The organism is Rhodococcus sp. IEGM 1307, assembly GCF_030056915.1.
Lineage (GTDB): Bacteria > Actinomycetota > Actinomycetes > Mycobacteriales > Mycobacteriaceae > Rhodococcus_F > Rhodococcus_F opacus_D.
Window position 1 is genome coordinate 325391 of the sequence record NZ_JASHKW010000001.1, and the last position, 18480, is coordinate 343870.

Below are 18480 nucleotides of genomic sequence, written 5' to 3' on the forward strand. Positions count from 1 at the left end.
TGCGGCGACGGGTGAGCATGAGCTCGTGGCTGGATTGCACGACGACGAGTTTACCCGGTTCTTCAGGAATTTGAACCCGGGGGCCGGGTGAGGGGTCCCAGCGCGGCCCGCAGGTCGGTCGCGGCGGGTACTCCGGACACCCGGAAGCGTTGCTGCAGGTCGGCGTCGAGAATGAACGTCGTCGGCAACGACAGAACGCCGAGTTCCTTGGCGAGAGCGGGATACTCGTCGATGTCGACCTCCACTTCGACGGGAGGTTCCGGCTCGCCGGCGAGGTCCGCGACGACCTGTCCCACCACCCTGCGCACCGCCGCGCAGGGTCCGCACCAGTCGGCGGAGAAGTGGAGAACGGTGGCCCGTCGAGGGTGCTCGGGCGATGCCGGCCCGACGCCCGCCGCCTCGAGGAGCAGTCGTCGTCGGTCGGTCACGACCGCGGAAGTCTCGCCGGTGCTCCGGACGGTCCCCTGGCGGCGTTGCCAGACGAGCCCGAACACAACGGCGGCGAACAGTGCGATCAGTAACAGTGTGATTCCGGTCATCGGCTCTGCAGTTCGTTCAGGTCGATCGTGACGTTGTTGCCGACGCCCTCGATGACGATCTGCGAGCCTTCCGCGTAGACCTCCGTCGGCTGGACGCCGAACGGGAGTTCCCGGGGGTCGATCGTCCGGGTGAAGAGGCCGAGGATCGCGGGGGCGAGAGGTTCGGGGATGGTGAAGTCGGCGTGGCCTTCGGGCCCGAAGTAGAAGTCGCTGGCGACGATCTTCACCTGACCGCCGTCGAGAACCAGGTCGGCCTGGACGCTGACGGTGGTCTCGATGGGCCCGACGGGGACGGTGCCGGTGAGGACGACGCCGCCCGCGGTCGGCATCCCCGAGCCGCCGGAGCCCCCGGTGCCGTCCGACTTGCTGGCCGGCGGGGCCGAAACCTGCAGGTCAGGGATGTCGAGGAAGCGTCCCAGGTCGGTGGCGTCGATGAGCATGCGGCCGGAGAGGTGATCGACCGGAAGGGCCTTCACGGAGCCGTCGACGAGGTCGGACAGCGGCGCGGAGACACCCAGGAGGGTGGACTCGATAGTCACCTCACCCACCACGTCACTCTGTACTCCCTGGGCGCGGATCTCGATGTTCTCGTACTTTCCGTCCCACGCCTGGGTGAGGAACGGAAAGCCGTGAACCGTCACCTCGGGATCCGCTGTGAGGGACGCCCCTGCCCGCAGTTCCCGCGACACCCGGTACTCCGCGTAGGCCGCCGAACCGAAGTCGACGACGAGACCGAGAGCCACGAGGAAGACGATTCCGATGATGAGTTTCCGCACGGCCCCATTGTGACGGACACCGGTCGGGGGAGTGTCGGTGCAACCTCCGCGCCGGTCGGCCGGGGGTTCGGTGCAACGAACGCCGACGGCGGCGCGCTACTCTGTCACCGACAAAAGTGTCGATACCTTCAGTGTCGATCTACCTGGACCGGCGGATGAACGATTCCGTCTGCCGGCCGGGTACGACGGCGACGAGATGGGAGGCTGTGTGGAGCTACTGCTTCTTACCTCCGACCCCAACCCCGAGGCAGTGCTGCCTGCCCTCGCCCTGCTGGCGCATTCGGTGCGGCCTGCCCCGACGGAGGTGTCCTCTCTCCTGGAAGCGAGCTCCGCCGACATCGCCCTGGTGGATGCGCGCACCGATCTCGCGGCGGCTCGCGGCCTCTGCCGGCTGCTGGGCAGCACGGGTTCCGCGGTTCCCGTGGTGGCAGTCCTCACCGAGGGGGGCCTGGTGGCGGTCAATTCCGACTGGGGCCTCGACGACATCCTGCTCCCGGGCACCGGACCGGCCGAGGTGGACGCCCGCCTCCGACTGCTGGTCGGACGCACCGGTGGCGTCGCCAGCCCGGAGGCTTCCGGCAAGATCACGCTGGGTGAACTGGTCATCGACGAGGGCACGTACACGGCCCGTCTGCGCGGCCGTCCCCTCGACCTCACCTACAAGGAGTTCGAACTCCTCAAGTACCTGGCACAGCACGCGGGTCGCGTCTTCACCCGCGCGCAGTTGCTGCAGGAGGTGTGGGGATACGACTTCTTCGGCGGTACCCGCACGGTCGACGTCCACGTGCGTCGTCTGCGCGCCAAGCTGGGCAGCGAGTACGAATCCTTGATCGGTACAGTCCGCAACGTCGGCTACAAGGCCGTCCGTCCCACCCGCAGCAAGTCGGGTGCGCCCGTGCCGCCCATCGACGACCTCGACGCCGAGGATGCGGACTTCGAATCCGCGGAAGGGCCGGCGATCCAGTGAGTGCTTCGGTTCAGTCCTGGACTGATCGACTCGACGGCAAGCAAGCTGCGGACGTGTCCGCACTGCTCGAACGCGCGACGGCAGCGGACGGAACCGCGCCGGTGTCGGAGCAGGGCGTGCACGCCGTGTCCGGCGCCGGTAGCGCCGGTGTCCGTCATCTCGTGGAGACCGACGCCGATCGGATCGTCGGGTATGCGCAGCTGCAGCCGGGTCACGGGGATCATCCCGCGATGGCCGAACTCGCCGTCGACCCCGAGGCCCGTGGCCGGGGGATCGGTGGCCGGTTGGTCACCGAGGTCCTGTCCGAGGGTGGTCCGGACGCCCGGGTGTGGGCGCACGGAAACCTGCCTGCGGCACAGGCGGTGGCGCAGCGCCTCGGGCTGACCGGTGCGCGCGAACTTCTGCAGCTCCGGCGTCCGCTCGCCGGTGCGGAACTCCCAGAACTCGTTGTGCCGGAAGATGTTTCACTCCGCGAGTACCGCGGCGTCGAGGACGATCCCGAGGTGCTGCGGGTCAACGCTGCCGCCTTCGCCTGGCATCCCGAGCAGGGGTCGTGGACCGAACGTGAAATGGCCGAGCGTCGTTCGGAGGCCTGGTTCGATCCGTCCGGACTGTTCATGGCGTTCGCCGCTTCGGACGAGCAGAGACTGCTCGGATTCCACTGGACCAAGGTGCACCCGAAGCAGGGCGACGAGCCGGCCATCGGTGAGGTCTACGTGGTGGCGATCGGCCCCGACGCCCAGGGGCGTGGTCTCGGCCGGTTGCTGACGCTCGCCGGACTGCACTACCTGCGTGACCGCGGGCTCGGTGCGGTGCTGCTCTACGTCGAAGGCGACAACGCGTCGGCGCTGCACACCTACGACCGGCTGGGGTTCGAGCGGTTCCACACCGACGTCGCGTACGCCCGCGCCTGAGGCGTTCCTCTACTGCCGCACCTGTTGTTCGTCTCGGAAATGTGGACAAATGCTCGGTCTGTTCACCTTCCGTTCACCGATCGTGGTCCAACTGGACATTAGCTACCCCTAGGTTTCTCCGTGGGCAGCGCCGTGTTGCCTGGTGCAGATTTCAAAGAAACGCACCTCATGTCGCCGCCCGATCGCGGGCGAGACGGTATTTCCGGAGGACTAGGTGAATCTCAAGCGCAATGGCGCCCTGCTCGGTGCAGTGGCCCTGGGTGCCATGACCTTGGCCGCGTGTGGCAGCGACAACAACGCGGCGTCGAGCGGCGTCGACGCAGCGGCGTCCAACGCGACGTGCGAGGGCAAGGCCAACCTCTCCTCGGCCGGTTCCTCGGCCCAGAAGAACGCCATGGACCAGTTCGTCTCCACCTACATCTCCGTCTGCCAGGAAAAGGGCAAGACCGTCAACCTGGCGTACAACCCCAGCGGTTCCGGCGACGGACGTACCCAGTTCATCGCGGGCCAGATCGACTTCGCCGGCTCCGACTCGGCGATCAAGGCCGAGCAGGCCGAGCAGGCCAAGGCCCGTTGCGTCGGCGGCGAGGCCTGGAACCTTCCGCTCGTCTTCGGACCCGTCGCTGTCGCCTACAACCTCGACGGCGTCGAGGACCTGGTGCTGAACGGCGAGGTGACCGCCAAGATCTTCAACGGCACCATCAAGAAGTGGAACGACCCGGCCATCGCCGCGCTCAACCCGGGCGCCACCCTGCCGGACCAGGACGTCACCGCGATCATCCGCTCGGATTCGTCGGGAACCACCGACAACTTCCAGCAGTACCTCACGGCCGCCTCCAACGGCGCCTGGACCACCGGTGCAGGCTCCGACTTCACCGGCGGAATCGGTGAGGGCGCCAAGGGGTCGGCCGGTGTCGCGCAGGCAGTGGCCTCCGCTCCGGGCTCGATCACCTACGTCGAGAAGTCCTACGCCGACCAGAACAAGCTGTCTGCCGCACAGATCGACACCGGCTCCGGCCCCGTCGCGCTGTCGGACGAGTCCGCGGCGAAGGCGATCGAGGGTGCGCAGTTCAAGGGTGAGGGTGTGGGCGATCTGACCCTCGACCTCGGCTCGATCTTCGGCACCAAGGAAGCGGGTGCGTACCCGTTGGTGCTCGCCACCTACGAGATCGTGTGCTCGAAGGGCTACGACGCCGACACCTCCGCAGCGGTCAAGTCGTTCCTGACCAGCGCAGCGAACGAGGGTCAGGGCAACCTGGCCGAGCAGGGTTACGTGCCGCTGCCCGACTCCATGAAGGAGAAGCTGAACGCGTCGGTCGCCGCAATCGGCTGATCGTACCGTTAGTCGTTCGGACCCGCCCATGACTCGATATTCTGACCAGGAAAGATTGCGAGCGCAGATGAGTGAAGCGCACATCGAATCAGCACCTCGCGCCTCCGGCTCCGCTTCTGGCGGAGTCGGGGTGGGCGGTCCGAACGGCACCCCGGAGGCCGAGTTGAGTACCACCAAGGCCGAAGCCCCGACTCCGACAGGTGTACCGCGCGGCAAGTCCGTCGCGAGGCCGGGGGACCGGATCTTCAAGTCCCTCGCAACCACCTCGGCGATCTTCATCTCGATCCTCATCGCCGCGATCGGCATCTTCCTGATCTGGCGCGCAGTTCCCGCACTGAGCAGGAACCAGGTCAATTTCCTCACCAGCCGTGAGTGGGTCACTCAGAACATCAACGCCATGGCGTTCGGTGTTCTCGACCTGTTCCAGGTGACCGTGCTCGTCTCGCTGTTCGCTCTGATCCTCGCGATGCCCGTCGCCCTCGGCATCGCGATCTTCCTCACCGAGTACTCGCCGAACTGGCTCAAACGTCCGCTGGCGTACGTGATCGACCTGCTGGCCGCCGTGCCGTCGATCGTCTACGGCCTCTGGGGTCTGCTGGTGTTCGCTCCGGCGATCAAGCCGCTTGCCGTGTGGCTCAACGAAAAGCTCGGCTGGTTCCCACTGTTCGCGACCGGAAGCGGTTCCATCACCGGCGGTGGCACCATCTTCACCGCAGGTATCGTCCTCGCCGTCATGATCCTTCCCGTCATCACCGCGGTGACCCGCGAGGTGTTCGTGCAGACTCCGACGCCCCAGATCGAGGCAGCACTCGCGCTGGGTGCCACGCGGTGGGAAGTGGTGCGAACCACGATCATTCCGTTCGGCAAGTCGGGCTACATCAGCGGATCGATGCTCGGCCTGGGTCGCGCCCTCGGTGAGACCATGGCGCTCTACCTGATCCTGCGCACCACCTCGCAGCCCTTCGGATGGTCGCTGTTCGACGGCGGCGCCACCATCGCCTCGAAGATCGCTCTCGGCTACGCGGAGTTCAACAACAACATTCAGGCCGGCGCCTACATCGCCGCAGGTCTGGTGCTCTTCGTTCTCACCTTCGTCGTGAACGCCGCTGCCCGCGCCGTGATCGCAGGAAAGAAGGACTGACCCATGACCGCGACACTCGACAAGCCGGTCAAGGCCCCCACCTTCCAGGGGGTCGGTGTCCGCCGACGCATCACCGACCTCACCGCCACCGTCCTCGTGACGCTGGCAGTGCTCGTGGCGCTGGTCCCACTGGTGTGGGTCCTGGTCACCGCTGTCATCAAGGGAATCCCTGCCCTGACGTCGGCCACCTGGTTCACCCACTCGCTCAGCGGACTGACTTCCTCGGCGGCGGGCGGCGGCATCTATCACGCGCTGATCGGCACGATTCTGCAGGGAATCGTCTGCGCGGTGCTGTCCATTCCGCTCGGACTGTTCGTTGCGATCTATCTCGTCGAGTACGCCGACCGGAAGTCGCGGCTCGCGAAGCTGACCACCTTCATGGTCGACATCCTGAGCGGTGTCCCGTCCATCGTGGCCGCCCTCTTCATCTACGCCTTGTGGATCGCGACGTTCGGTTTCCCCAAGTCCGGCTTCGCCGTTGCGCTCGCCCTGGTGCTGCTGATGGTTCCCGTCGTCGTCCGCAGCACGGAGGAGATGCTCCGCATCGTTCCGCAGGACTTGCGCGAGGCGTCGTACGCGCTGGGCGTTCCGAAGTGGAAGACGATCGCCAAGATCGTGCTGCCCACCGCACTGCCCGGCATCATCACGGGCGTCATGCTGGCGCTGGCCCGGGTGATGGGTGAGACTGCGCCGCTGCTGATCCTCGTGGGTTACGCACCCTTCATCAACTTCAACCTGTTCGGTGGCGAGATGGGCACGCTGCCCGGCGTCATGGTCGCCGAGATGAACAACCCGACCGATGCCGGTACCAACCGCATCTGGGGTGCGGCGCTGACGTTGATCCTCCTCATCGCCATCCTCAACATCCTGGCCAAGGTCATCGGCCACTTCTCACAGGTCCGCAGCAAGTGACACATACACTCGATTTCGAACACCAATCAGTAGGGAGCCGGTAATGGCCAAGCGTCTGGATCTCAAGGACGTCAACATCTACTACGGCAAATTCCACGCCGTCGCCGATGTCGGGCTGTCCGTCCCCCCGCGGAACGTGACCGCCTTCATCGGCCCCTCAGGCTGCGGCAAGTCGACGGTGCTGCGTTCGCTGAACCGCATGCACGAGGTGACTCCCGGTGCGCGCGTGGAGGGTTCGATCCTGCTCGACGGTGAGGACATCTACGGTTCCGGCATCGACCCGGTCGGCGTCCGCAAGACGATCGGCATGGTGTTCCAGCGTCCCAACCCGTTCCCGACGATGTCCATCAAGGACAACGTGGTGGCCGGACTGAAGCTGCAGGGCGAGCGCAGCAAGAAGCGTCTCGACGAGGTGGCCGAGCGGTCGCTGCGCGGCGCCAACCTGTGGACCGAGGTCAAGGACCGTCTCGACAAGCCGGGCGGCGGACTCTCCGGCGGTCAGCAGCAGCGTCTGTGCATCGCCCGGGCCATCGCGGTCTCGCCCGACGTCCTGCTGATGGACGAACCCTGCTCGGCGCTCGATCCGATCTCGACCCTCGCGATCGAGGACCTGATCACGGAGCTGAAGAAGGACTTCACCATCGTGATCGTCACCCACAACATGCAGCAGGCCGCGCGTGTGAGTGACCAGACGGCGTTCTTCAACCTCGAGGCCACCGGCAAGCCGGGTCGCCTCGTCGAGATCGACGACACCGAGAAGATCTTCTCCAACCCGACGCAGAAGGCCACCGAGGACTACATCTCGGGCCGCTTCGGATAGAGCGACACACACGAGAACGCCCCGGCCGGTACCGCGGTCGGGGCGTTCTCGCGTCTGCGGACGGCGACCTCGGGCGAACCTCGGCCGAACGAACGGGACGCTCGTACGGTCAGACCGTACGAGCGTCCCGTTCGCGCGAAAAGTGTTGGGAGAGTTCTACAGTTCGGGGTACGAGGTGAGGGTGTCGGCGTCGACGGCGGGCGTCTGGGTCTCGTCGGGCAGCTTGCCGGTGACGAGGAAGATCACCCGGCGGCCCACCTCGACCGCGTGGTCGGCGAAACGCTCGTAGAAGCGGCCGAGCAGGGTGACGTCGACCGCCGCGGCCACGCCGTGCTTCCACTCCCGGTCCATGAGGACGGTGAACAGGTGACGGTGGAGGTCGTCCATCGCCTCGTCCTCTTCACGCAGGCGCGCGGCCCGTTCGGGATCGCGCGTCTCGAGAACCTCGCGGGCAGCGGCGCCGATGGACACGGCGATGCGCCCCATCTCGGCGAAGTAGCCGTTGACCTCTTCGGGAAGCACGTGGTTGGGATGTCGGCGGCGCGCGATCTTGGCGACGTGGAGAGCCAGCGCACCCATGCGATCGATGTCGGCGACGATCTGGATTCCGCTGACGACCGAGCGGAGGTCGCCGGCGACCGGCGCCTGCAGGGCGAGGAGGGCGAACGCCCGCTCCTCGCAGATGGTGCTGAGCTCGGTGATCTTGTCGTGCTCGCCGATCACCTGCTCGGCGAGGGAGAGATCTGCCTGGAGCAGCGACTGGGTGGCTCGCTCCATGGCGACCCCCGCAAGCCCCGCCATCTCACCGAGCAAGTCGGCAAGCTCGGTCATCTGTTCGTTGTAAGCCACGCGCATGAGGTCACAGCCTACGGTGCACGGGAAACCAAGTCACGATCACACGGTGAACGCGGGGTGAACGAGCGACCGGGCGGGCGCTCATTCGCAGGACGTGTCGCCCGCGTTCACAACCGCCAGGTCCGCGGGGATTTCCACGTCCTCGGGCTGACCCTCTCGCACGCCCGACATACTGAGCGGTGTGTCGATCGGGCTGGGCGTCTGGACGGTCCCGGAGAAGTTCGAACCGAGTGCGACCTCGACGACCGTCCCGAGTCCGGTGGTCGATTCGAGCACCGCACCGGGGAACGACGACGCCAGGGTCGCCGCCTCGGCTTCGTGGCCCGGCGAGAACCGGACGACGGTCTCGCCGCTGGTTCCGGTGTAGTTGCCGACGTTGTAGATCTGGAACCCCTCGGCGGCCAGCGAGTCGGCCACGGTCGCGGCCAGTCCCGACTCACCCGATGCGTTCGACACCTGCACGGTCACGCTGGACGGGTCGACGGCCTGGACCGACAACGGCGCCGGCGCTGCCTGCGGTTCGGGGGCGGAGGGCAGGGGTTCCGCACGCTTCTCGCCGGGCAGCGCCTCGTCGTCGATGATGGCGCGGAAGATGGCCTTGATGTCGTCGGTGCGCGGAATCTCGTTGCCCCACTCGGTGGTGCCCGCGGTGGGCACCGTCAGGAACGTGACCGCGCCCGCGTCGACGTTCTGGAGTGAACGCCCGAGCGTGACCAGCGACTTCGTGTCGATGTTCTCGACGAACGTGTCGCGGGTGAATGCGTTGATGAAGCCGTTCAGCTTGCCGGGATTGAGCAGCACCTGACTGGACAGGGCGCCCCGCAGCAGGGCGGACAGGAATCTCTGCTGACGGTTGATGCGGCCGTAGTCGCCGTTGCCTTCTGCCTCGACATGTCTGGCGCGGACGAAGTTCAGTGCGGTCTTGCCGTCGAGCATCTGGGTGCCGGCCTGCGGCAGCACGGTGCCGAGGACGCCGTCCTCGAGCGGCTGGGTGGTACAGACCTTGACCCCGCCGATCTCGTTGACCATCGACTCGAAGCCGGCGAAGTCCATGCCGACGAAGTGGCCGATCTTGAGACCTGACATCTTCTGGATCACCTTCACCAGGCACTTCGGTCCACCGAGTGCGTAGGTGGCGTTGAGTTTGTCGCCGTCGGCGGCGGGAAACGTCTCCTCGGTGTAGGTGCCGCTGGCGTTGTCCCAGCCCTCACAGACGGGCCGCTCGACGTCGAGGTCGCGGGGGAACGACACCGCGACCACCCGGCTCCGGTCGGCGGGGATGTTGACGAGCATCACCGTGTCGGCGCGGGATCCCTCGGCATCGTCGATGGTTCCGGCACCCACTTCGCCGCTCGCGCCGGCGCGGGTGTCGCTGCCGACGATGAGATAGGTCTCGTCACCGGTCTGCCCGACGGCGTCGACGATGTCGGTCGACTCCGTGTCGAGTGCCGCGATCTGGTCGAACTTGCCCTCGGTGGAGCGGAGGTAACCCCAGACGATGCCGGTTCCGGCGAGTGCGACCACCGCCACGAGTGCGACGACGGCGCGTCCTGCTGCACGGAGACGCTTGCGTTTGCGGGTCTTGCTGAGAGCCAGGCGGGTGGTACCCGGGTTGCCGACCACCTGCGGTACCGCGGTGGTCTCGGCGGAATCCGCGACCCATTCGGGCTCAGGTGTGCTCTGCGGCGGCTCCGGGGGCGACGGCGCCGGAGGGGTCTCCCGCGGCGGAACCCCGGGAGGCGGCGGCTGCCGCTCGTCGATCGGGGGAATGATCTCGGTCTTGTCCGGATCGTCCGGCGCGCTCGGTTCCTCCCCGGAGACCTTCTTCACCAGGTCTGCGACGGAGAGCGCTTCGGTGGGCCCACCCGCGGCCCGGCGGCCGATCCGGCCGCTGTCGTGGCGGGACGGTTCGGCGCGTTCTACCTGCGCCCGGTGCTCGGGCGGCGCGGTCCGTTCGGGTGGCGCGGTCTGCTCGGGAGGCCGCCGTTCGGGCGGTGGCTGACGCGGCGGGAGTCGCCGCGGCCGTCCGGACTGGGCTTCTCGGTAGCTGGGATCCGCGAGAGGACGCTCCCAGGGAGCACGGGATTCGGGAGTCGGTGAGTCCGAGCTGTGATCATCACCCACCGATGCAACCTGACCTCTCCGCCGACTCGGACCTCCGTCGGCCTCGACGGATTCCAGCCATAGTACTTATCGAACGTCGAGGCTCCACACATGTAGCGAGGTGACGCGCGTTCGTGGTGCTAACCACCAGAATGCATGAGGTCGGCGCCGGCGGGCACCAGGCAGTCGTCGGGGTCGTCGAGCCACCCCTCGGGGAGAGCGACCGTGCCGGGTGACCCCTGTCGTCCGCGCGGTCCCTCGGCGTCCTTGGGGAACGGGATGGTCGGATCGAGCTGGACGAGGAGGTCGTCGAGTTCGGTCAGGGTGCTGACGAGGGCCATCGCGACCCGCAGCTCGGACCCGGCGGGGAAGCCGCGCAGGTACCAGGACACGTGCTTGCGCAGTTCACGCAGGCCCTTGTCCTCGCCGTGATGATCGGCGAGGAGTTCCGCGTGCCGGCGGATGATCGTGGCCACCTCGCCGAGATTCGGCGGAGTGGGCTGCGGTTTTCCGTTCAGCGCCGCGCTCAGCTCCGCGAACAGCCACGGCCGGCCCAGGCATCCGCGGCCGACGACGACGCCGTCACAACCGGTCTGCTCCATCATGCGGGCAGCGTCCTCGGCGGCGAAGATGTCGCCGTTCCCGAGAACGGGCACGTCGGTGACGTGCTCCTTGAGCCGGGCGATCTCGTTCCAGTCGGCTGTGCCGGAGTACCGCTGCGACGCGGTACGCGCGTGCAGTGCGACCGCGGCCGCACCCTCGCCGGCGGCGATCCGGCCTGCGTCGAGATGCGTGTGGTGTTCGGCGTCGATACCGACGCGGAACTTGACGGTCACCGGGACGTCGGTGCCCTCGGTCGCCTTCACGGCGGCGGCGACGATCCGGCCGAACAGGGTGCGCTTGTACGGCAGCGCCGCGCCGCCACCCTTGCGGGTCACCTTGGGAACCGGGCAGCCGAAGTTCATGTCGATGTGGTCGGCCATGTTCTCGTCCACGATCATCTTGGCCGCGGCGTACGTGGTGTCGGGGTCGACGGTGTACAGCTGCAGCGACCGTGGTGTCTCGGTCGGTCCGAACGTCGTCATGTGCAGGGTCGCGGGCTGCCGCTCCACCAGAGCGCGCGCGGTCACCATCTCACAGACGTACAGGCCGGACGTGCTGCCCGCGCGTTCCGTCTCGAGCTCACGGCACAGCGTGCGGAACGCGACATTGGTGATCCCGGCCATGGGGGCCAGAACCACCGGACTGCGCAGCTCGAGCGATCCGATACGAAGGGATGACATTGACGACCTCTGCGAAAGTGCTGGAACAAAAACTGTGCCCGGTACCGAATCCGGTACCGGGCACAGGATAACTGTTTACGTCACGAAGCCTTCTGCTCGCGCTTCTTTGCCTCGCGGGCCAGCATGCGGTCGCGCTGCTCCTCGAACTTGGTGGCCTGGCCCTCGAGGTTCTCGAGGAACTTGCCGAGGCTCTCGCGGACCTCTTCGCCGCGGGCGGTGAAATCGGTCCGCTCGAAGATGTTCCACTTGCGCAGGACGGGCATCACGACCTCTTCGAGGTGCTGACGCAGGTCGTAGATGCCGTGCTTGGCCATGAGCACACCGTTGCGCCGGAAGTTCGGCATGCCTGCGCCCGGCATCTGGAAGTTCTGGACGATCATGTTGATGGCCTCGAGCGCCTGATCGGGCGCGAGGTCGAGGGCTGCGCCGCACATGTTGCGGTAGAAGATCATGTGCAGGTTCTCGTCGGCGGCGATGCGCTGCAGCATCTTGTCGGCGATCGGGTCCTTGCACGCCTTACCGGTGTTGCGGTGGCTGACGCGGGTGGCGAGTTCCTGGAACGTCACGTACGCGACGGAGTGGAGGAAGCCGGCGTCGACGTCGGCGGGGGAGGCGAAGCCGTTCGTCATGTGCTCCATGCGGAAACGCTCGAGCTGGACGGGGTCGACGGCGCGGGTCACGACGAGGTAATCGCGCATCACGATGCCGTGACGGTTCTCCTCCGCGGTCCAGCGACCGACCCACGTTCCCCACGCGCCGTCCTGCGAGAAGTTCTCGGCGATCTCGCGGTGATACGACGGCAGGTTGTCCTCGGTGAGGAGGTTCGTGATCATCGCGGCCTTGGCGACCTCGTCGAGCTGCGACTGCTCGGGATCCCAGTCGATGCCGCCCATCGCGGCGAAGTTGCGTCCTTCGTCCCACGGAACGTAGTCGTGGGGATGCCATTCCTTGGCCATGGAGATGTGGCGGTTGACGTTCTCTTCTGCAACCGGCGACAACTCCTGCAGCAGTTCGAGTTGGGTCAGATCCCTCGCCATGTGTAATGCCTCCAGTAGCTCAATTTGACTTTGTTCAGCCTACGGCACCGTAAGTAGGTTGGTAAACGCCGTCGGCGGCCCGGGAACCGTCCAAGTTACCGATCCGTAATGGATCTTCCGGGATGTGTCGCCGCCACGCGGCGAACCGTTACATGACAGTGTACTGATGAGCGTGCGTGTGCGGTGACCAGCGTAATCATCGCAGGGAGAGATCATCACAGCGACGCGCGGGCAGTTGTGGACGATCACAGATTTGTCGGTCTCCACAGATTCCCCGCCGTAACTCGAGCCGTGTCGGCGGTTGCGTGGGAGCCTGTTCGTCCGAGCTGTCGGTCTCCTGGGAATTCGATTCACCCCAGGTGTGAATATCGCCACCCGGGCCCAGTCCGCCGCCGGCACCCTTGCCGAGCAGGCCACCCAGGACGCCGCCGAGCCCGCCCGGAACCGCCGCGTGTCCGTTATGCCGGTTGCGGTGGGTCGGGGCGCTGCCGACAATCGTCACATGGGCAACAACATGAGCCGCCTGGAACAGATCGTCGCCGAGTTGCCCGAAGCCATGCGGGTGGACGTCGCCCAATGGGACGGACACCCGACGTTCCGGGTGCGCGGGAAGAACTTCGTGTTCAGTGACGTGGAGGCCTCCCGGTTGACGGTGAAGCTCGGCGTCGACGAGGCCGAAGCGGTCGTCGCAACGGAACCAGGGGCCGAGCCCGCGGGATACGGTCTCGGTAGACACGGCTGGATCGCAGTGGACGTCGCGGACGCGGACGAGCCCCGCTGGGAACAGCTCCGTGAGTGGATCAGGACGTCGTACACGCTCGTCGCCCCGAAGCGACTGGCCGAGCAGGTGCTGGACGAAGAACCGTTGCCGACGCAGGGAGACCAGTCATGACGACCGAGGACAGCGCATCCACTTCCACACCGGCGAAATCGGGCCTGCCGGCGTGGGCCAAGAAGGCCATCGGCATCGCAGTCCTGCTGGTGGTACTGGTCATCGCCTACTTCATCCTCGCGGCCTACCTGCCGCGGGCGTGGGCTCAGAACGTGGGTGGACTTGCGGGCGGCAGCTTCGGCGGCGGCATCCTGTGGGGACTGTTGTTCGGCACCCTGTGCACCCTGCTGCCGCTGCTGCTGGTCCGCGGAGCGTGGCGGCTGTTCCGCCGGCGCCGGTTCAAGCCGGTGCAGATCGTGTTGCTGATCCTCGGTGTCCTGGTGGTGCTGCCCAACCTGCTGACGCTCAGTGTGGTGCTCGGCGGCAACAGCGCAGCGCACGCGGGCGAACGGATCATGGACGTCGACGCACCCGGATTCCGCGGCGCGTCGCTCGCCGGCGCCATCATCGGAGTGGTGCTGTTCCTCGGCGTCGCCGGAGTCAGCTTCACGTACCGCAAGCGCGGCGAGGATCTCGCCGAGATGCGAAGAGAAACGAAAGCGAAGGACGGACAGGTGGGCGACGGGCCGCCGGCCGGACCGTCACCTGCCACGCCCTAGCGAATTCACCACACGAGCACGGGCTTGATCACCGTGCCCGCGGCCTGATCGGCGACGGCGCGGTTGATGTCGTCGAATCGATACTCGGTGACGAGACGGTCATACGGGAACTTCCCGTCCGCGTGCAGCGCCAGCAACTGCGGAATGAACTGCTGCACCGAAGAATCGCCCTCGACGCAGCCGCGGAGGGTCTTGCCGCTCAGCATCAGATCCTGAATGTTCACCGCCACTTCGGGTGCGCCGAGACCGACGACCACCGCGCTGCCGCGCGCCCGCAGGGACGACAACGCCTGGCCGATGACGGCGGGGATCCCCGTCGTGTCCAGGGTGTGGGTGGCGCCACCGCCCGTCGCCGCACGGATCGCGGCGACCACGTCCTGTGATCCGGGATCGATCGCAACCGCGCCGAACTCTTCCGCGAGCGCACGGCGTGCGGGGACCGGATCGACTGCGAGAAGCGTTGCGACGCCGGCTGATCGGGCCGCGAGCAGGGCGGCGAACCCGACGCTGCCCGCGCCGAAGACGACCACACTCGATTCGCTGACCGGCCGGAGCACGTTCAGTACCGCGCCGGCACCCGTCTGGAAACCGCAGCCGAGCGGCGCCGCGGCGGCCAGGTCGACGGACTTGTCGACGACGATGACGTTGTCGACGGTCGCGAGGACGTGCTCTGCGAAGCTGGACTGGCCGAAGAAGGCGGCGCGCACGGGTTCGCCGTTCTGGGTGACGGTGGCCGAACCGTCCGCGCGCCTGCCCGAACTGTTCAGCCGGTGCGCATCGACGCAGTATGCCGGACCAGCGCTTCGGCATTGGTCGCAGTCGCCGCAGTGGCGGTAACTGAGAATCACGTGATCACCGGGCATCACCCCATTCACACGTGACCCGACGTGCACGACGATTCCGGCACCTTCGTGCCCGAGGACGGCGGGGCCGAGGGCGCAGGGGAGGGCCGCCTTGGTGAAGAGGTCCGTGTGGCACAGGCCGGTGGCGACGATGCGCACCAGTACCTCGTCCGCGCGGGGCTCGTCGAGTTCGACCGTCTCCAGCGTGAACGGGGAATCGGGTCCGCGTGAGAGCGCTGCTGTGACCTGCATTGGAACTCAGTCTCTTTCGAGCAGGAAGTAGTAGTGCCTGCCGTCGTCGAGGACCAGTGCGGACTTGCCGTTCATGATGCCCATCAGAGTGGAGTCGTCCACCTTCTTGAAGTGATCGAAGATGGGTGCGCCGTCGTACACCATGGTCGCGGTGACCTCGCCTCGGAACTCGATGTTCCACAGGCTGGCTTCGCCGTTGCCGGCCTTGACGTCGGAATAGAGGTTGCCGTCCGCGTCACGGCAGATCAACGGCTTCGCATCCTCGAGGGAGTGGAACGTCTTTCCGTGCCAGCGGCTCGCGAACAGCTTCTCGTGGAGGCGGTGGCCGGTGGCGAAGTCGTCGCCCTTCCAGCTGCCGAGGATGTCTTCGGCCCTGACTGTGTCGAGCGCCGCCCACACGGTGTCGAGTTCGTCGGGGGAGACGCCGCTCTCGCGCCCCCGGAGCTCGTGGAACGTGCTGCGGGCCTGATCGATGTCCATGAAGAGTTCCTTGGGGTGAGGGGTGCGAGGTTTACGAACCAAACTGTTCGTCAACCGCGCACGCTACGCCGAACCAGATGGTTCGGCAACGGGCAATTTAGGATGTCGGAATGCGAACAGCGGGAGAGGCCACGCGAGAACGGATCCTCGCCGCGGCCAAGGAGGAGTTCGCTCACCACGGAGTCGCCGGGGCCCGGATCAACCGCATCGCAGAGACGGCCCGAGCGAGCAAGGACCGTCTGTACGCGTACTTCGACAGCAAGGAAGCGCTGTTCGACGCCGTCATCGCGCAGTGGATCGCCGAGACGACCGAGCAGACGGCGCTGCGGGGAGACGATCTGCCGGGCTACGCGGGCCGGTTGTTCGACGACTACGTGGCGCACCCCGAGAACGCGAGGCTGCAGAAGTGGGCCGACCTGGAGATGCGCGAGCAGATCGCCGACAGCGATGCGCGGACCCTCGCGCTGCGGCCCAAGATCGCCGAGATCCGGCGAGGGCAGCAGGAGGGGTTCGTCGATCCGTCGTGGAACGCGGGCGAGCTGCTGCTCGTGATCACCGACATCGCCCTGTCGCTGGCCACCGCGCGTGGTGGACGCAAGCCGGAGGGGAAGTCGGGGGAGCGCACGGTGGCACAGCGGCGGCAAAGCGCTGTCGAGGCGGTTCGTCGTCTGATCGGGGCGCCTCCGACGTCGGAAGCGCCGAGACGTGGGTGAGTGCTCGTGCCCCTTACCCGGCATGTGCCGGGTAAGGGGAGAGTGCCCCCAGTAGGGCTCGAACCTACGACCTGCGGATTAAAAGTCCGTAGCTCTACCAACTGAGCTATAGGGGCGCGGGGCCAGAGTCTAGTGCGCAGACGGTGACCGAGAAAACAGGGCCCCCGGCACGGCGCGCCGCGCGGGGGTGAAATGCGTCGGCTCGGGTGCGCACCCCCTGCAGCGCACCCGAGCCGACCCAAATTATACCACTTGGTGTGTTTTCGGCAGCGGTCCGGTTTCAACTCCATAAAGGTCTTCGGGTTGGTTTCTGAGAAGTTTCCATGATCTACAGACTGCTCTGTCGGTTCTTTCAAAACGGGGATACTGTTATGTATGGCTCCACGCTCGTCCCGGACGGGCGAAAAGCGGGGTTACTACATCTGGGAGAGGGATTCACCGTCATGGCACGTCAGCAGGAGCGTGCGCGACGCACTCGCGCTGCGCTGGTGGAGTCGGCCGCGATCGAGTTCGCGAAGCGCGGCTATGCGGCGGCGTCGGTCAACACGATCCTCGAGGGCTCGAACGCCACCAAGGGGGCGATGTACTTCCACTTCCAATCGAAGGAGGAACTCGCCCGTGCCGTCCTTCAATCCGGAGTGGAGCAATTCACCGCCCTGACCGACAGGTGGACGAGTCGCACGGACATCGGGCCGTTCGAAGCCCTCCACGGTTTCGTGATCGACCTGGCGAAGCTCTTCCATTCCAGCGTCATCGTGCGGGCCGAGTTCCGGCTGATCGTCGAACCCGAGTTCTATCCGGACGTGCAGTCCGGCGGCTCGCAGGTGTGGGGGCGCGCCGCGCACGAGTTCGCGATCCGCGCTCAGCGCGACGGTCTGCTGCGCGCCGACGCCGACCCCGAGAAGTTCACCCGGGTCCTGGCGGCGTCTCTCGCCGGCCAGCGGTACATGTCCGACATGACGGCACTGGAGGGTGACCTCGGCGAGCGGTTCGCGGAATCGCTCGAAGTGATCCTCGAAGCGATGGCTTCGCCCGAATGGTGGGAGAAGTTCGCGAGGGAAGGATGGCCGGATTCCGGTTCGGAACTGCCCGATTCGTAGTCTGACCTGGCGATTTGGGAAATTCTCGATCCGTGTCCTAAGCTATCCAAGCTCCCAACGGAACGCCGTTGAGGTACTGGTTCGGAGAAATCCGGCGGGCCCCCTTCGTCTAGCGGCCTAGGACGCCGCCCTTTCAAGGCGGTAGCGCGGGTTCGAATCCCGTAGGGGGTACGTTTGACCGGTGTCGAGCATGCGGTATGGTTCGACGGCAGTAAAAGTGACACGCAGTAACGCTTTACACTTGTAAAGCACAGCAGGACAAGCAAGGCCCTGTGGCGCAGTTGGTTAGCGCGCCGCCCTGTCACGGCGGAGGTCGCGGGTTCGAGTCCCGTCAGGGTCGCAAGTGTGTTGCCGATACCGAGTATCGGCAACACAATGCGATAGGCATTCGGTTCGGGTGCCGTCCGGCCAGGTAGCTCAGTTGGTACGAGCGTCCGCCTGAAAAGCGGAAGGTCGCCGGTTCGATCCCGGCCCTGGCCACCACGATTCACCGAAGCTCCGTTGTCGAGAACGTCGACAGCGGAGTTTTTTCGTTGTCCCTTATGGCTAGGGCGCGATCCGCAGTGTGTCGACGAGGCCGTCGCTGAGAACGAACTCGTACTTCAGTTCCACCGGGCTTCCGGGAAAATTACCGTCCACTGTGGTGGTGACCACGTAGCTGTCGTCGGCAACCGTCTCCGTTCCGGTCACCTCGACCGTGTAGGTGAACTTCGATTCGAGGTCCCTGCGCCATTGCCGGATGCCGTCGCGCCCTCGGACGGTCCGGCCTTCGTCGGTCACGGCCCCGTTTTCGGTGAAGCAGGCTGTGAGCGCATCGAGATCTCCTGCGTCGGCTGCCCGAAAGTAGCGCGAGACGATCTCGGGTGTCGTGGTGGTACTCATGGGGTTCTCCCTGTCCCTGCCGGGTGAGGCAGTACGGCGT

Annotated in this window: 19 protein-coding genes and 4 tRNA genes; 13 read left to right on the forward strand and 10 right to left on the reverse strand. The window is 66.4% G+C overall.

All coding sequences use genetic code 11. The features are described 5' to 3' along the window. Positions 1-62 precede the first annotated feature (62 nt). Positions 63-539 (reverse strand): thioredoxin family protein, encoded by a 477-nt coding sequence (locus tag QM841_RS01515; protein ID WP_283330671.1) that lies wholly within the window; start codon positions 537-539, stop codon positions 63-65. Further along, positions 536-1315 (reverse strand): LmeA family phospholipid-binding protein, encoded by a 780-nt coding sequence (locus QM841_RS01520; RefSeq protein ID WP_105412950.1) that lies wholly within the window; start codon positions 1313-1315, stop codon positions 536-538. The genes QM841_RS01515 and QM841_RS01520 overlap by 4 nt, the downstream gene beginning before the upstream one ends. A gap of 208 nt (positions 1316-1523) precedes the next feature. Here QM841_RS01520 and QM841_RS01525 point away from each other — a divergent pair, with 208 nt between their 5' ends. The 6 genes from QM841_RS01525 to pstB all read left to right on the forward strand — a co-directional run bounded on the left by QM841_RS01525 (position 1524) and on the right by pstB (position 7402). Beyond that, the gene (locus tag QM841_RS01525) at positions 1524-2282 is read left to right on the forward strand and encodes a winged helix-turn-helix transcriptional regulator (protein ID WP_280778705.1); all 759 of its coding nucleotides are present in this window, start codon (positions 1524-1526) and stop codon (positions 2280-2282) included. After that, complete coding sequence (gene mshD / locus QM841_RS01530; RefSeq protein ID WP_283330672.1) at positions 2279-3196, forward strand: mycothiol synthase; 918 nt, start codon at positions 2279-2281, stop codon at positions 3194-3196. Before QM841_RS01525 ends, mshD begins: the two co-directional genes overlap by 4 nt. 214 nt (positions 3197-3410) lie before the next feature. Further along, entirely contained in the window at positions 3411-4529 is a 1119-nt protein-coding gene (gene pstS / locus QM841_RS01535) for a phosphate ABC transporter substrate-binding protein PstS (protein ID WP_280778703.1), read from the forward strand. 67 nt (positions 4530-4596) lie between these two features. After that, positions 4597-5670, forward strand: a complete 1074-nt coding sequence (pstC, locus tag QM841_RS01540) for a phosphate ABC transporter permease subunit PstC (protein ID WP_283330673.1) — start codon at positions 4597-4599, stop codon at positions 5668-5670. Between the two features lie 3 nt (positions 5671-5673). Next, entirely contained in the window at positions 5674-6582 is a 909-nt protein-coding gene (gene pstA / locus QM841_RS01545) for a phosphate ABC transporter permease PstA (RefSeq protein ID WP_105412954.1), read from the forward strand. Between the two features lie 43 nt (positions 6583-6625). Next, positions 6626-7402, forward strand: coding sequence for a phosphate ABC transporter ATP-binding protein PstB (gene pstB / locus QM841_RS01550; protein ID WP_007301060.1), 777 nt, complete (start codon positions 6626-6628; stop codon positions 7400-7402). A 156-nt stretch (positions 7403-7558) separates the two neighbouring features. Here the strand turns inward: pstB and phoU are convergent, their stop codons facing one another. The 4 genes from phoU to QM841_RS01570 form a co-directional block, all read right to left on the reverse strand. After that, positions 7559-8257 carry a phosphate signaling complex protein PhoU gene (gene phoU, locus QM841_RS01555; RefSeq protein WP_105412955.1) on the reverse strand — a complete coding sequence of 233 codons (699 nt, stop codon included), beginning with the start codon at positions 8255-8257 and terminating at the stop codon, positions 7559-7561. 81 nt (positions 8258-8338) lie between these two features. Beyond that, positions 8339-10381, reverse strand: a complete 2043-nt coding sequence (locus QM841_RS01560; RefSeq protein WP_283330674.1) for an LCP family protein — start codon at positions 10379-10381, stop codon at positions 8339-8341. Between the two features lie 119 nt (positions 10382-10500). After that, entirely contained in the window at positions 10501-11643 is a 1143-nt protein-coding gene (gene dusB / locus QM841_RS01565) for a tRNA dihydrouridine synthase DusB (protein WP_009477929.1), read from the reverse strand. 80 nt (positions 11644-11723) lie between these two features. Beyond that, positions 11724-12680 carry an acyl-ACP desaturase gene (locus QM841_RS01570; RefSeq protein WP_007301063.1) on the reverse strand — a complete coding sequence of 319 codons (957 nt, stop codon included), beginning with the start codon at positions 12678-12680 and terminating at the stop codon, positions 11724-11726. A gap of 502 nt (positions 12681-13182) precedes the next feature. On the opposite strand from QM841_RS01570, the gene QM841_RS01575 reads away from it, so the two are divergent. Together QM841_RS01575 and QM841_RS01580 are read left to right on the forward strand one after the other, a co-directional pair. Continuing rightward, entirely contained in the window at positions 13183-13572 is a 390-nt protein-coding gene (locus tag QM841_RS01575; RefSeq protein ID WP_349307383.1) for an MmcQ/YjbR family DNA-binding protein, read from the forward strand. After that, entirely contained in the window at positions 13569-14171 is a 603-nt protein-coding gene (locus QM841_RS01580) for a hypothetical protein (RefSeq protein WP_283330676.1), read from the forward strand. Before QM841_RS01575 ends, QM841_RS01580 begins: the two co-directional genes overlap by 4 nt. Positions 14172-14176: 5 nt before the next feature. Here the strand turns inward: QM841_RS01580 and QM841_RS01585 are convergent, their stop codons facing one another. Further along, the gene (locus tag QM841_RS01585) at positions 14177-15265 is read right to left on the reverse strand and encodes an NAD(P)-dependent alcohol dehydrogenase (protein WP_283330677.1); all 1089 of its coding nucleotides are present in this window, start codon (positions 15263-15265) and stop codon (positions 14177-14179) included. A 6-nt stretch (positions 15266-15271) separates the two neighbouring features. Further along, complete coding sequence (locus QM841_RS01590) at positions 15272-15745, reverse strand: DUF4334 domain-containing protein (RefSeq protein ID WP_105412962.1); 474 nt, start codon at positions 15743-15745, stop codon at positions 15272-15274. A 110-nt stretch (positions 15746-15855) separates the two neighbouring features. On the opposite strand from QM841_RS01590, the gene QM841_RS01595 reads away from it, so the two are divergent. After that, positions 15856-16458, forward strand: coding sequence for a TetR/AcrR family transcriptional regulator (locus QM841_RS01595; RefSeq protein WP_283330678.1), 603 nt, complete (start codon positions 15856-15858; stop codon positions 16456-16458). Between the two features lie 43 nt (positions 16459-16501). On the opposite strand, the gene QM841_RS01600 is transcribed toward QM841_RS01595, so the two are convergent. Continuing rightward, positions 16502-16574: transfer RNA gene (locus QM841_RS01600), tRNA-Lys, on the reverse strand. A 327-nt stretch (positions 16575-16901) separates the two neighbouring features. Between QM841_RS01600 and QM841_RS01605 the strand changes: the two genes are divergently transcribed. From QM841_RS01605 to QM841_RS01620, 4 genes are all read left to right on the forward strand, one after another. Then, complete coding sequence (locus QM841_RS01605; RefSeq protein ID WP_280778691.1) at positions 16902-17558, forward strand: TetR family transcriptional regulator; 657 nt, start codon at positions 16902-16904, stop codon at positions 17556-17558. Between the two features lie 98 nt (positions 17559-17656). Beyond that, positions 17657-17729 (forward strand) — tRNA-Glu (locus QM841_RS01610). Between the two features lie 95 nt (positions 17730-17824). Then, positions 17825-17898, forward strand: a tRNA-Asp gene (locus QM841_RS01615). A 66-nt stretch (positions 17899-17964) separates the two neighbouring features. Then, a tRNA-Phe gene (locus tag QM841_RS01620) sits at positions 17965-18041 on the forward strand. A gap of 63 nt (positions 18042-18104) precedes the next feature. Here QM841_RS01620 and QM841_RS01625 read toward each other — a convergent pair. Continuing rightward, entirely contained in the window at positions 18105-18440 is a 336-nt protein-coding gene (locus QM841_RS01625; protein WP_280778690.1) for a nuclear transport factor 2 family protein, read from the reverse strand. Positions 18441-18480: the final 40 nt, after the last annotated feature.

Excerpts from the sequence above, each read along its gene's own strand:
- QM841_RS01625 (WP_280778690.1), bottom strand. The coding sequence starts at position 18,440 with ATGAGTACCACCACGACACCCGAGATCGTCTCGCGCTACTTTCGGGCA.
- QM841_RS01590 (WP_105412962.1), bottom strand. The coding sequence starts at position 15,745 with ATGGACATCGATCAGGCCCGCAGCACGTTCCACGAGCTCCGGGGGCGC.
- QM841_RS01580 (WP_283330676.1), top strand. The coding sequence starts at position 13,569 with ATGACGACCGAGGACAGCGCATCCACTTCCACACCGGCGAAATCGGGC.
- QM841_RS01515 (WP_283330671.1), bottom strand. The coding sequence starts at position 539 with ATGACCGGAATCACACTGTTACTGATCGCACTGTTCGCCGCCGTTGTG.
- QM841_RS01595 (WP_283330678.1), top strand. The coding sequence starts at position 15,856 with ATGCGAACAGCGGGAGAGGCCACGCGAGAACGGATCCTCGCCGCGGCC.
- phoU (WP_105412955.1), bottom strand. The coding sequence starts at position 8,257 with ATGCGCGTGGCTTACAACGAACAGATGACCGAGCTTGCCGACTTGCTC.
- QM841_RS01605 (WP_280778691.1), top strand. The coding sequence starts at position 16,902 with ATGGCACGTCAGCAGGAGCGTGCGCGACGCACTCGCGCTGCGCTGGTG.
- pstC (WP_283330673.1), top strand. The coding sequence starts at position 4,597 with ATGAGTGAAGCGCACATCGAATCAGCACCTCGCGCCTCCGGCTCCGCT.
- QM841_RS01585 (WP_283330677.1), bottom strand. The coding sequence starts at position 15,265 with ATGCAGGTCACAGCAGCGCTCTCACGCGGACCCGATTCCCCGTTCACG.
- QM841_RS01575 (WP_349307383.1), top strand. The coding sequence starts at position 13,183 with ATGGGCAACAACATGAGCCGCCTGGAACAGATCGTCGCCGAGTTGCCC.
- dusB (WP_009477929.1), bottom strand. The coding sequence starts at position 11,643 with ATGTCATCCCTTCGTATCGGATCGCTCGAGCTGCGCAGTCCGGTGGTT.
- QM841_RS01570 (WP_007301063.1), bottom strand. The coding sequence starts at position 12,680 with ATGGCGAGGGATCTGACCCAACTCGAACTGCTGCAGGAGTTGTCGCCG.
- pstA (WP_105412954.1), top strand. The coding sequence starts at position 5,674 with ATGACCGCGACACTCGACAAGCCGGTCAAGGCCCCCACCTTCCAGGGG.
- pstB (WP_007301060.1), top strand. The coding sequence starts at position 6,626 with ATGGCCAAGCGTCTGGATCTCAAGGACGTCAACATCTACTACGGCAAA.